Here is a 12,860-nt window from a genome sequence, read left to right on the forward strand (position 1 = left end):
AATCTTTTAATCTGAAAAAAACTAAACTATTTTAATTCGTGAAAATTAATGCAATTCGTGGCAAACTTTTTTTATTTTTACGAATCAAATATTCCTCGAAAAATGAAAATCTTTTATAGTTTTCTTTGCTTTTTTACAATCGTAACAATTGGTTTTTCTCAATCAAAACAAAAAGAAAGTGTTGTTTTAGAAAACGGAGTTTCAGAACAATTGGCTATTTTTAGAAAACATCAAATTTCTGATGTTTCTTATGATTTATTATTCGAAATTCCATATCAAAAAAATGAAGATATTAAATCGGAAATGAAGCTGCATTTGACTTTATCAGATATAAGTCAGCCATTATATTTAGATTTTAAAGAGAAAACGCAGAACATAAAATCAATTGAAGCTAACGGAAAAAGTATTACCGTTTTACACGAAAAAGGGCATATTATTATTCCTGCTGAAAGTTTGATTTTAGGAAAAAATAAAATTGCAATTTCATTTATCGCCGGTAATTTATCATTAAACCGAAACGATGATTATTTATATACTTTACTGGTTCCGGATCGTGCAAGTACGTTGTTTCCGTGTTTTGATCAGCCGGATATTAAGGCGACTTATAATATGGTTTTACAAGTTCCAAAAGACTGGACAGTTTTGGCTGGAGCCGATGTAAACAACAAATCTGAAAAAGGGGATTTTGTCAATTACACTTTTAATGAATCAGATAAAATGAGTACTTATTTGTTCTCCTTTGTTGCCGGGAAATTCAAAAACGTCACTCAAAAACAGGGCAATCGAGAAATGACAATGCTGTATCGCGAAAACAATACCGAAAAGCTTCAGACAAGTACCGATACCATTTTTAAACTGCACCAACAATCTTTAGAATTCTTAGAAAAATATACTAATTATCCGTTTCCATTTCAGAAGCTGGATTTTGCGTCGATTCCTGAATTTCAATATGGCGGAATGGAGCATGTTGGAGCTATTCAGTACAAAGAATCGGCTTTGTTTTTGGATAATACCGCGACTGACGAATTAAAATTAAGCCGTGCCAAATTAATCGCTCACGAAACTTCGCATATGTGGTTTGGCGATTTAGTGACCATGAAATGGTTTGATGATGTCTGGATGAAAGAAGTGTTTGCGAATTTTATGGCAGATAAAATTATGAATCCGATTTTTCCGAAAATCAATCATAATCTGCAATTTTTTACAACACATTATTCCGGGGCTTTCGCCGAAGATCGTTCTTTGGGTACACATCCTATAAGACAACATTTAGCCAATTTAAAAGATGCCGGCTCGCTTTACGGAAGCATTATTTACAACAAAGCGCCCATTATGATGCGTCAGTTGGAAGCTACAATGGGCAAGGAAGCTTTTCAGAAAGGAATTGAAAAATACATTCAAAAATATGCCAACGATAATGCAGATTGGAATAATCTCGTAGAAATTCTGGATGCTGAAACGCCGCTCGATATGAAAAAATGGAGTGAAGTTTGGGTGAATAAATCAGGAAGAGCGATTTTTTCGGATAAAGTAGAATATGATGCTAAAAACCGAATCAAAAAGTTTGAAATCAATCAACAAGCCGAAGATAAATCTAGCAATATCTGGCCTCAGGTTTTTCAAATAGGGTTAGTTTATGTTGATAATGTCAAGATTATTGATGTTGCTGTAAAGGATAAAAAAACGGTTTTAAAAGAGGCAATCGGGCTTGAAAAACCATTGAATATCATTTACAATTATAATGGTTTTGGTTACGGTGTTTTTCCGCTTGACGGGAATAATTTAAACTCTATTTCAAGTTTAAAAGATGAGGTTGCAAGAGCATCGAGTTATAGTAATCTTTATGAAAATACCTTAACGGGAAATATTGCACCAACTAAAGCTTTTGATTGTTTTTTAAAAGGAATTCAAACTGAAGAAAATGAATTAGTTTTAAAAATACTGACGAATAATGCGAGCAGTATTTTTTGGAGATTTCTAACTGAAAAACAACAAAACGCCACTCAAAAACAATTTGAAGATGTAGTTTACAATCGTTTGCAGACCAATTTGCCGGGAAATATCAAAAAAACGTTATTTAATTTATTTAGCTCAATTGCGTATTCAGATTCGGCCAAAGCCAAATTATATCAGATTTGGAATAAGGAAATTGTGATCGCAAATTTGAAATTAAACGAAGACGATTACACCAATATTGCTATGAATTTGGCTATCTTTAAACATGAAAAAGCAGATGAAATTCTGAATAAAACGAAAGCTGCAATTACAAATCCGGACAGGCAAAAGCGATTTGAGTTTTTATTACCTTCATTATCAAAAGAAGAATCTGTTCGTGATGCATTTATTCAATCATTAAAAGAAGAGAAAAACAGAGAAAAAGAATCGTGGGTTTCATCTGCTTTAGGAAATGTTTTTCACCCTTTGCGTCAGGAAAGCGCTCAAAAACATTTGAGATTTTGTTTGGATTTGACCGATGAAATTCAGCGAACCGGAGATATATTTTTTCCGAAAGACTGGCTAAGTGGAACCATTGGTCGTTATTCTTCCAAATATGCTTTTGATGAAGTGCAGCAATTCTTAAAAGAAAACCCTAATTTTAGTCCGATATTAAAACGAAAATTATTTCAGGCGACAGATGCTTTGTATCGCGCCCAAAATATTAAAAAAGAAACCGAATGAAAATTGAAACGGAAATAGAGAAAGTCTCGAGTTTTCAGCATCTCGAAATGCTGGCAAATCAGGTTGTTGAAGGTTTTATATCCGGAATGCATAAAAGCCCGTTTCATGGATTTTCTGCTGAATTTGCTGAGCATAAAGTCTATAATGCCGGAGAAAGTACCAAGCACATCGATTGGAAATTGTTTGCCAAAACCGATCGTTTGTATACGAAACGTTTTGAGGAAGAAACCAATATGCGCTGTCATATTATTGTCGATAATTCGTCATCGATGCATTATCCGGAATTAAAATCGAATCAGCCTTTTTATGAAAAGAAGATTGGGTTTGCCGTTTTGGCGTCGGCAGTTTTGATGAATATCTTAAAAAAACAGCGGGATGCGGTTGGTTTAAGTGTTTTCTCAGATAATTACGAATATTATGCTCCCGAAAAAGGAAGCGATCGTCATCATAGAATGCTGCTCAATAAATTAGAACAATTGTTAGAACAGCCAAAAGTCCAAAAAACCACCGATACGATTACGTATTTGCATCAAATTGCAGAGAAAATGCACCGTCGTTCGATGATTATTTTGTTTACAGATATGTTTCAGTCTGAAGATGATGAGAAGTTATTTAATGCTTTGCAACATTTAAAACACAACAAACACAGAGTGATTTTGTTTCATGTTGTTGATAATGCAACAGAGTTAAAATTTGATTTTGACAATACACCAAGAAAGTTTATCGACTTAGAATCTGGAGAAGAAGTATCGATTTTTGCAGATAATGTAAAAGCAGAATACGAAAAAAGAGCAGAAAGTTATTTTAAAGAACTCGCTTTAACCTGCGCAAAGAACCAAATTAAGTACGTTCCGGTAAATGTGGGCGACAATTTTGAAAAAATATTGACTACATATTTAGTTGAAAAACAAAACTTTGGCTAAGGAATTAAAAATATATTTAATTTTTTTTATCAAAACACTTGCAGAAATGAAATTCTGTACTATCTTTGCAACCGCAATAACGCAGAGGTTTGGTAGTTCAGTTGGTTAGAATACATGCCTGTCACGCATGGGGTCGCGGGTTCGAGTCCCGTCCAGACCGCAATATTGGGAAAAGCCTTTCTTAACGGAAAGGCTTTTTTGCCCAAATACGGTATCTAAGATTAGTTGTGTTGTTTTGCTACGAATTTGTAACTCGTAGCTGGTTTAGTAGTTAGACCAATGAAAAGCTTTCCACTTTTGTGGATGGCTTTTTTGATTTATAACACTTTTGGTTTTACCGCAAAGAGCGCTAAGATTTACGCAAAGGTTCGCAAAGTTTATTTATAGCTTTGCGGACCTTTGCGCTTATAATGATTTATTGAATTGGATTTTAGACATAGCCTGTGGTTTCAACCACGGGACACAATCATGATCACAATCCGTATCCCGTGGTTGAAACCACGGGTTATGTTTGGCAAGATGATAAATATTTCTGTATGAAAAATCTCTATAAAAATTCGAAACTTTGACAAAGATCTGCGTATTTAATTGGAATTTGGTCCCGATGCTTCGGGATAAAATATTGGAATTTAACCTTTTAAAATTTTATCAATTTTTATTCGTAAAAACCCTTGCAGAATCAAAGTTCTATTGTATTTTTGCAGTCACAATAACGCAGTTGGTTTGGTAGTTCAGTTGGTTAGAATACATGCCTGTCACGCATGGGGTCGCGGGTTCGAGTCCCGTCCAGACCGCAAATATTGGGAGAAGCCTTTCTTAACGGAAAGGCTTTTTTATTTTAGAAAGTTTTCTAAAAATAAATTCCAAATAGAAAATTCCAATTAAATACCGATATCATTGGAATTTGGAGTTTTTTTGCTTTTATATTTTTGTATTTCAAATATAGCCCAAGGTTTCAATCTTGGGAGACGTGTTGAGATTATTTATATTGAAGCAAATGCATTGCGCTCCAATGGTTGAAACCATTGGCTATGATTTTGATAAAGCTTTGCGTCCCGAGGTGTCGGGATTGCGCTTTTGCCTTGCGTGCTGTGGTAAATCTTTACAATCCAAGATTGGAATTTGGAATTTAAATTTCCCTATATTTATGTATCCCAAGCGAACTTTGCGTTTTTACTTTGCGAACTTACAATCCAGCTTTGGAATTTGGAATTTTAAAATATTGGAATTTAAATTTCGCTAGAAAGATATTCAATGGAACAATCAACTTTTAAAGTAGACAAGTATTACATCAAAAAAGTAGATGCTGATAAAAAGAGCATTTACTGTCATCATGATTTGATGGGAGAATTGCTTGTTCCGACACATAAACATGATAAAGCGCAAATGCTGTATGCCGAAGGCGATGTTGTTTTTGTAACTACAGAAACCAAAACGTATTTCTTGCCGGCACGTCATTTTATCTGGATTCCGGCTAATGTAGCACACAGCATTCATCCAAAATCTGAAAATGTGATGATGCGAAATCTGTATTTTCCGGTTGAAAAAAATGAAGATGAATTTTATCAAAATGAAGGTATTTATCCGGTAAATAATTTACTGCTTCAAATGATGCTTTTTACCAATCAATGGAACGGTGATTTGAAAAAAGGAAGTCCGAATTTTGTGATTGCGAAAGCGATAAAAGCGATTCTTCCTCAAATATGCCTGACCAATTTACCACTTGAATTGCCTTTGCCAAAAGACCCGCGTTTGGGTAAAATCCTGAGACATATTGAAAACAATCTTGGCGAAACAATTCTGTTTGCCGATGTGGCGCATGAATTTGGGTATAGCGAACGCTCTTTGTATCGCTTGTTTCAAAAAGATCTTAAAATGTCTTTCATTCAATATTATACGATTCGCAGAATTTTGAAAGCGATTGAACTTTTGCTTGACAGAAAACTTTCGGTTAAAGAAGTGGCGCAGGAAGTGGGATATAGCAGCGTACCCACTTTTAGTAATACATTCTTTAAAATCCTCGGTCAACGTCCTTCTGATTATTTAAATGGAGAGGATGTTTTGAGGAAAAAATAGAAAGTGAATAATGGCACGCGGATTTGACGGGTTTGAGCGAATCTACACAGGTTTTGTTTAAAAATCATGCGATTGTCTGAAGCCAAACCTACTTGATGATTTTATTTACTAAAAATAATCCGTGAACATCTGTCTAAATCCGTAAAATCTGTGGGCAATCAAAACAAATATTCTTGTCCGAAATGAATATGTCATTGACTTTTTAGAATTATCAGTCATGAGAAAAATGCAGGAACTTTGCAGTATCAAAATATTTATATATTCATGTTCCTTAAAATAACAAATTCTACAGAAGATTGTTTTCTCAAAATCGTGTTGCTATTTCTAATTGTATTGACATTTAATAGTTTACAGGCTCAGGAAATTCATGCCGTTTCGTTAAATGAAGCGTTGAAACTGGCGAAAGAAAACAATAAAAAAATCCTTAGATCTCAATTAGAGACTACGCTTTCAGAGCAAAATATCAAAGAAAGAAAAGAACTTCGTTTGCCGGATATCGAATTAAACGGCGAATATTCCAGAATTACCAATATTACCGAATTTAAAGGCAATGGTTTTTTGAATGGCAAAGAAGTAACGAAGGCAATTCCTGAAATTTATCAGGTTAATTCAAGCTTTAAGATGCCAATTTATGCTGGAAATAAAATCAATAATGCCATCAAAATTGCCAATCAGGAAAGTGAAATCGCCAAAATAAAAACGGAAAAAACCGAAAATGATATCGAGCTTGAAGTGGTGGCCAATTATCTGGCGATTTATAAAATGATGGAACTTCAGAAAATTTTTGAAGAAAACATTAAAGAAGAAAAAAGCCGATTAAAAGAAGTGCAGTCACTGCAAAAACACGGAACGATAACCAAAAACGAAGTTATTAGAGCTGAATTGCAGCTTTCGGACCGTGAATTAAATTCGCTTACAAATTCCAAAAACATAAAAATCGCGCTTCACGATTTAAAAACGTTGATTCAGCTTCCGGAAACAGAAGAAATTACCATCGATACAACAGCGAATATGGATGAATTGAATGGTTTAGATCCGTATGATTTTTATTTGGAAAAAGCTTTTCAGAATGAAGAAATGCGAATAGCGAGTCAGGAATTAAACATCAAAAAAACAGAACTAAAGCTGGTGAAAGGCAATTATTTGCCTACGGTAAACTTCTTCGGGAATTATGGTTTTTATTATCCAAATTACAAATTCTTCCCGCCAAATCCGTATTTGTACACTTTAGGGCAAATTGGTATTGAAGCGCATTTTGACATTTCGGCTTTGTATAAAAACAAAACCAAAGTACAACAAGCCAGTACAGAAATCGAATGGCAGAAAATGCAGTCTGAAATTATAAAAGATGAAATTCAGGATAAGCTGTTTAAGGAGCATACACAATATCAGGAAATCCTTGAAAAATTTGTGGTTGTGGATAAAGCTTTGGATTTGGCGAATGAAAATTACCGAATCGTAAAACTGAAATACCTAAACCAATTGGTTTTAATTACCGAAATGGTGGATGCCGATAATGCATTGCTTCAGGCAAAATACAATAAAATTTCTACACGACTTGATGCGATTCTAAAACATTACGAATTGCTTCATACGGCTGGGATTATGCCTCAGAGTTAGAGTTTAGAATTTAGAGGCAAGAAGAAAGAAGTTAAAAGAAAGAGGTAAGAGAATAGAATTTAGAGAATAGAAAATAGACAACAAAAGATATAGATTTTATGGTTAAGATAAAGAATGAAACTAGAAGAAACAGAACGTTTCATATCATAATAACAATTATTGCGTGTACGCTTATAATAAGCGGAATCATTTTAGGAATTTGGTTTTATGTGTTTAATAGCAATCACGAAGAAACCAATGATGCGCAGGTAGAACAATATGTAACGCCAATTATGTCGCGAATTACAGGTTATGTTCAGGAAGTTCGTTTTGAAGAAAATCAGTTTGTGCACAAAGGCGATACTTTGGTTGTAATTGATAATCGAGAATACAAATCAAAACTGAATGTGGCTCTTGCCGATGTTCAAAGTGCGAAACAAAGCAGTGTTGTGGCTCAAAAAAATGTGGCGACTACGGCAATTTCAACAGTTATTGGCGAATCGCAATTGGCGGCGGCAAAAACCAATCTTTGGAAAACAAAATTAGAATACGAGCGTTATCAGGCTTTAGTAAAAGAGGAAGCGGCAACGTCTCAGCAATTAGAAAAATTTAAGGCAGATTACGAATCGGCGCAAGCGCATTATAAAGAAATGCAGGACCGAATTCAGTCTTCTAATTTAAGTACTTCGCAAGCGCAGGCCAATGTTCCTACGGCGCAAACGATTATAGAATCGAAACAAGCTGTGGCAGATAATGCGGCATTATTTCTTTCATATACTATAATTACCGCCCCTTACGACGGCTGGGTTGGAAAAAGAATTTTGCAGCCGGGACAAATGGTCAAAGAAGGGCAATCGCTGCTTTCTATTGTGAGTAAAGAAAAATGGATTACGGCCAATTTTAAAGAAACACAATTGCAGTATTTAACCGTTGGTCAGGAAGTAAAAATTCAGGCCGATGCTGTAAATAATAAAGAATTTACGGGAGTTATTAAATCATTATCTCCGGCAAGTGGCGCGAGATTTTCGTTATTGCCTCCGGATAATGCAACAGGAAACTTTGTAAAAATCGAACAAAGAATTCCGGTTCGAATTCAGTTGAAAGAAACCGATAAACAAGCCGATTTTTTAAGAGCCGGAATGAACATCACGGTTATCGCAGAACACCAATAAAATGGAAGATAAAAGTATTTTTAAATCCTGGGTTCCAAAATGGGCAATCATTATTATTTTGTTTGTCTGTTTGCTGCATTCCATGATTTTATTGGGAGTTTATACGTCAAACGTAACGTACGCAGCTAGTTTTCTGGATATTGAACCCGAAGATTTGCAGTTTGCGATGTGCGTAACTTACGGAACTTTGCTGGCCACGATTTTAATAGAAAGCCGATTTTCGAGTTTTTTCCCCGCAAAAAATTACCTGATGGCGGTGTATTCCTTAATCGGAATTACGATTGTTTCATCGGCGTATATTACTAATTTTTATGTGTTTTTATTACTGCGCGTTCTCGAGGGAATTTTAATGGCGCTTCCGGTAATTACGATCAGACAATTATTGATTGAGCAGTTTCATTCTAAAAACGCTATAATAATTGGTTTCTCCTTTTATTATGGTTCGTTATTATTATCAACGCCATTTATCATGAATATTGCCGTTTGGTTTCTGGATCATTACGATTGGAAATACATGCTGTATGTTTCGGGCGGACTTCAGGTTTTGAATGTTTTTTTGATTCTGGTTACTTTTCGCGGACACAGAATTACAAAGAAAATCCCACTGTATCAAATTGACTGGATGAGTTATATTTTGGTTCTAACAGCCATTCTCTGCGGTGCTTACTTTTTTGTTTATGCCGAAAAAAAATATTGGTTCGAATCTTCTCAAATGGTTTTAATGCTCATGATTGCCTTGATTACGGGAGGATTATTCATCTTTAAAGAGCTTTTGGTAAAAAGACCAACCTTTAATTTCGAAGTTTTTAAATACGCCAATTTGCGTATCGGGTTTTTATTGTTCTTCCTTTTTTACATAAGCAGAGCAACGTTGAGTTTATGTCATTCGGCAATGTTCTCTATTTGGAATTGGGATCCGTCGCGCGTTGCGGGCGTGCAGTACATTAACGGATTAGGGAATGTAATTGGGTTAATTCTGGCTGCTTATTTTCTGATGAAATCTGTTTCTACCAAAATTATTTTTATCATTGGTTTTTCGCTAATTGCGTTGTTTCACTTTTGGTTTACGTTTCTTTTTGTGCCCGATGTGGCTTTATCAGATATTATAATTCCGTATGTTTTGCAAGGCATTGGCGTTGGGTTTTTATTTGTTCCTTTAATATTATTTACCACATCGTCGGTTCCTGCAAAAATGGCGGTTTCTTCAGGAATTGTTGGGGTTTCAGGACGTTTTTGGGGAAGTACAATCGGGTTTTGCGTGATGCAGAATGCCATGGCATTTTTAAACAAAAAACACTTTTTAAAGCTAAGTCAGTTTGTGACCGGCGAAAATCCCGAAGCGCAGGAAACCATAGCCAAAACAGCACAGAGTTTTATGGCAAAAGGATATTCAGCTGATGACTCTAATACATTGGCGTTAAAAAAACTTTTTAGCACCGTTGCCAAACAATCGACTTTATTGGCTGATATGGAAATTTATACTATCGTTGGTTATGGTTTGGTGGTTTTGATTATTTTGATTGCCTGTAATCAGCATTTAAGACAAACGATGACTTTGGTTAAAAGTAAAATTTGGATTGGCTAGAACGCAAATTCCAATTTTTTTTAAATTCCAAATTCCAAAACTGAAATAAATTTAATTTATAAAGTAGAAGATTTTTTCACGCAGATTTTGCAGATTTAAGCAGATTTTTTTTTCAATAAATTATAATAATTATCTGCGCATATCTGCTTAAATCTTTTTAAAATCTGCGTGAAACAAAAACTTCGCGACTCTCCGTGAAAACCTCCGTGAATCTCTGTGGAATAACACTTTATTAAACTATCTTGCGAACCGTTAAAAACAAAATATACAATGAAACAGCAATGTGTTATTTTTGATATGGATGGTGTTATTTGTCACACGAATCCGCATCATGTAAAGGCTTTCGAGGCATTTTTTAATAAATATGAAATTCCGTATACAAACGAAGAGTTTGAAGAGCATATGTACGGAAAACATAATGGTTATATAATGACGCATTTCTTCAAACGTTCTATTGCCGGAGAAGAACTTACCTTATTGGAAGACGAAAAAGAAGCTATGTTTCGTGAAGTTTATAAAGACAAAGTCGAAACGATTCCGCATTATTTGGAGTTTTTAAGCGAATTAAAATCTCGTGGTTTTAAAACTGCTGTTGCAACTTCGGCGCCGCGAGCCAATCTTGATTTGATTATAAGTACATTAAAAATAGGCGATAAAATGGATTCTATGATGTCAAGCGAAGATGTGAAAGCTCATAAACCAAATCCCGAAGTTTACCTGGAATCTGCCAAACGTGTTGGCGTTTCTCCTGCTGATTGTATTGTTTTCGAAGACTCTTTTTCGGGCGTTACAGCGGGCTTAAATGCAGGAATGAAAGTGGTTGGCGTTTTGAGTACGCATACAAAAGAACAGCTTCCGCCATGTAATTTTTATATTAATGATTATAGTGAAGTTAATGTTGATAAAGTTTTAGAATTATTGAATAGTTAAAATTTTAAACCATATAAGAGATATAAGTTCATTTAAAATATGAGAGACCTTTGTCAAAGTTTAAAAACTTTGACAAAGGTTTTTTTGCGCTAAGTGAATTGCCTCCTGCTTTAGCTGGAGGTTTTTTTATGTTTTGAGAGAAAAAAGGCTTTAGCCGAAATTATCTGTTTTTAACCTTCAAAAACACTTCATTTCTAAACCAATTTTCATCTTCCTGAGTTTCAAAAACTCGTTTTGGAAGAAAAAATGTCTGACCTTTAGAAATGTATAAAAGATAAAGATCTTTTAACTCAAAAACTTTTATGAAATTCTGTACATCAATTGTGCCTTCTGATATTTCACCCATACGAGAAATGATTCTATCAGGGAAAATTTCGTATTGTCTTTCTTTAAAAATAATTTTGTTATCCTTTGAATTTGCAAAACTCCAATATTTATAGATGGTAAGAACAGGATACATAAATCCAACAACTATAATAAAAACGCTAAAGGAATCTTTCTTTCCGGTAAAAAGAACTAGAGTAGAAAATATCCACATAAAAGCAAATAACCATCCTCGTCTTTTTAATTCAAGTCTAACAAGGAACGTGAAATATTCTTTTTTGGTAAGCCGGAATTTTTTGGTTGTAATCATTTAATGTGTTCTAAGGGTACTTATATTGATCATTATAATTATAAAAAAGAAAACAGAAAAACTTAATAAAAACCACAAGAGTTTTGTGACTAATTTCATTCTCAAAACCCGAAGAATTAAAATAGAGTTAACCAAAGAAAAAACGAAAAGTAACAGGCATAAAATGAATGACCCAATAGAGCCAAATTGGTATATCCAACGATAGTTATCAGAAAATCTAAATCTTGAAACAAAAGATATTGTTGCGCAGCTTAATAAAAACAAAAGTGGAATTGCAATTGCAAATTTTTGTGTTAGATGAAGATTCTTGTATTTTTTCAAAATAATGTTTTGCATTATTTTGTAGAAAAATTAAACAACTCTTTGGGTTCAATATCTAAAGCATTGGCAATTTTTACAAGAGTTTTTACGCCGGTATTTATTTTAGCAACTTCTATACGCGCTATTTGAGATTTGCTAATATTACAGTCATCAGCTAAGCCCTGCTGGGATAAGCCTTTCTTTTCACGTAGTTGGCGAATGTGAATTCCAAGATTTATAATAAAAGTTTCTTCTGAAATATTCATATTTCAAAAGTCACAAGATTTATTTTGTTCATGTAGGCAAATTTGCCTACAATTTATTATATTTGGCGCATCAAAAAAATAAGACAATGACTACGGAAAATCTCTCAAAAGAAACAGAAACCAGATTAATAGATTTTTTTAGAAAGACAATTGATTCTGAAGATATGGCAAAAACAATCCGACAAGTAAATTATGTTCTTTCACTTTGCGCCATGAGAGGCTGCGAAACCGTAGAAACTGAATTCAATAATCTCGAAGATAATTTTTATTGGCTGAATAAGTTGGCGGAAGTTTTGGATCCTTATTTGGATGTTGAATGAAGACAAGTTGTTATTGATGGCAAGTTCGTATTAAACCCGACAGGTTTTTAAAACCTGTCGGGTTTAACAATATTGGGGTTACGTTGCGTTTTAAGGGATTGAAATCCCTGGCTACAAAATAAATCATTCCTACGGAATTTTATAATGAGTTTCGGAGAAACGGATCATATTGTAGGGATGGATTTTAATCCATCATTCATAGTTAAATTCGACGAGATCCTAAAAACAAAAAAGCTTCTGATTTCTCAGAAGCTTTTTTCGTGCGGATAATAGGACTCGAACCTACACGCCTTGCGGCACCAGATCCTAAGTCTGGCATGTCTACCAATTTCACCATATCCGCTCAATTGTGGGTGCAAAGATAATCATAACTTCT

General features: G+C 34.4%; 9 protein-coding genes, 3 tRNA genes and 1 pseudogene. 10 read left to right on the forward strand and 3 right to left on the reverse strand.

Annotated elements, in window-relative coordinates; all coding sequences use genetic code 11:
- The first annotated feature begins 102 nt into the window (after positions 1–102).
- The 9 genes and pseudogenes from BUE22_RS09200 to BUE22_RS09240 form a co-directional block, all read left to right on the forward strand.
- Positions 103–2,679, forward strand: coding sequence for a M1 family metallopeptidase (locus BUE22_RS09200; protein ID WP_073395029.1), 2,577 nt, complete (start codon positions 103–105; stop codon positions 2,677–2,679).
- Positions 2,676–3,602: a DUF58 domain-containing protein gene (locus BUE22_RS09205; protein WP_073394730.1), complete on the forward strand. Its 927-nt coding sequence runs from the start codon at positions 2,676–2,678 to the stop codon at positions 3,600–3,602. Before BUE22_RS09200 ends, BUE22_RS09205 begins: the two co-directional genes overlap by 4 nt.
- 86 nt (positions 3,603–3,688) lie before the next feature.
- Positions 3,689–3,762, forward strand: a tRNA-Asp gene (locus tag BUE22_RS09210).
- Between the two features lie 560 nt (positions 3,763–4,322).
- A tRNA-Asp gene (locus BUE22_RS09215) sits at positions 4,323–4,396 on the forward strand.
- A gap of 460 nt (positions 4,397–4,856) precedes the next feature.
- Positions 4,857–5,678, forward strand: coding sequence for an AraC family transcriptional regulator (locus tag BUE22_RS09220; protein ID WP_042563421.1), 822 nt, complete (start codon positions 4,857–4,859; stop codon positions 5,676–5,678).
- 264 nt (positions 5,679–5,942) lie between these two features.
- Complete coding sequence (locus BUE22_RS09225; RefSeq protein ID WP_073394732.1) at positions 5,943–7,298, forward strand: TolC family protein; 1,356 nt, start codon at positions 5,943–5,945, stop codon at positions 7,296–7,298.
- Positions 7,299–7,396: 98 nt separating this feature from the next.
- Complete coding sequence (locus BUE22_RS09230) at positions 7,397–8,449, forward strand: HlyD family secretion protein (RefSeq protein ID WP_042563355.1); 1,053 nt, start codon at positions 7,397–7,399, stop codon at positions 8,447–8,449.
- Between the two features lies 1 nt (position 8,450).
- Positions 8,451–10,034, forward strand: coding sequence for an MFS transporter (locus tag BUE22_RS09235; protein WP_073394734.1), 1,584 nt, complete (start codon positions 8,451–8,453; stop codon positions 10,032–10,034).
- 270 nt (positions 10,035–10,304) lie between these two features.
- A pseudogene (locus BUE22_RS09240) lies at positions 10,305–10,832 on the forward strand (HAD family hydrolase); the annotation flags it as partial.
- A gap of 292 nt (positions 10,833–11,124) precedes the next feature.
- Here BUE22_RS09240 and BUE22_RS09245 read toward each other — a convergent pair.
- Positions 11,125–11,598: a YcxB family protein gene (locus BUE22_RS09245; protein WP_073394739.1), complete on the reverse strand. Its 474-nt coding sequence runs from the start codon at positions 11,596–11,598 to the stop codon at positions 11,125–11,127.
- A gap of 335 nt (positions 11,599–11,933) precedes the next feature.
- Complete coding sequence (locus BUE22_RS09250; protein WP_073394741.1) at positions 11,934–12,164, reverse strand: helix-turn-helix domain-containing protein; 231 nt, start codon at positions 12,162–12,164, stop codon at positions 11,934–11,936.
- An 86-nt stretch (positions 12,165–12,250) separates the two neighbouring features.
- Between BUE22_RS09250 and BUE22_RS09255 the strand changes: the two genes are divergently transcribed.
- Positions 12,251–12,484, forward strand: coding sequence for a hypothetical protein (locus tag BUE22_RS09255; protein WP_073394743.1), 234 nt, complete (start codon positions 12,251–12,253; stop codon positions 12,482–12,484).
- A gap of 261 nt (positions 12,485–12,745) precedes the next feature.
- On the opposite strand, the gene BUE22_RS09260 is transcribed toward BUE22_RS09255, so the two are convergent.
- Positions 12,746–12,827 (reverse strand) — tRNA-Leu (locus BUE22_RS09260).
- Positions 12,828–12,860 lie beyond the last annotated feature (33 nt).

Origin of the sequence: Flavobacterium pectinovorum (genome assembly GCF_900142715.1) — a bacterium.
GTDB lineage: Bacteria > Bacteroidota > Bacteroidia > Flavobacteriales > Flavobacteriaceae > Flavobacterium > Flavobacterium pectinovorum.

Bases quoted from the DNA above. Each gene is read 5' to 3' on its own strand.
- BUE22_RS09255 (WP_073394743.1), top strand. From the start codon at position 12,251: ATGACTACGGAAAATCTCTCAAAAGAAACAGAAACCAGATTAATAGAT.
- BUE22_RS09200 (WP_073395029.1), top strand. From the start codon at position 103: ATGAAAATCTTTTATAGTTTTCTTTGCTTTTTTACAATCGTAACAATT.
- BUE22_RS09245 (WP_073394739.1), bottom strand. From the start codon at position 11,598: ATGATTACAACCAAAAAATTCCGGCTTACCAAAAAAGAATATTTCACG.
- BUE22_RS09205 (WP_073394730.1), top strand. From the start codon at position 2,676: ATGAAAATTGAAACGGAAATAGAGAAAGTCTCGAGTTTTCAGCATCTC.
- BUE22_RS09235 (WP_073394734.1), top strand. From the start codon at position 8,451: ATGGAAGATAAAAGTATTTTTAAATCCTGGGTTCCAAAATGGGCAATC.
- BUE22_RS09230 (WP_042563355.1), top strand. From the start codon at position 7,397: ATGGTTAAGATAAAGAATGAAACTAGAAGAAACAGAACGTTTCATATC.
- BUE22_RS09225 (WP_073394732.1), top strand. From the start codon at position 5,943: ATGTTCCTTAAAATAACAAATTCTACAGAAGATTGTTTTCTCAAAATC.
- BUE22_RS09250 (WP_073394741.1), bottom strand. From the start codon at position 12,164: ATGAATATTTCAGAAGAAACTTTTATTATAAATCTTGGAATTCACATT.
- BUE22_RS09220 (WP_042563421.1), top strand. From the start codon at position 4,857: ATGGAACAATCAACTTTTAAAGTAGACAAGTATTACATCAAAAAAGTA.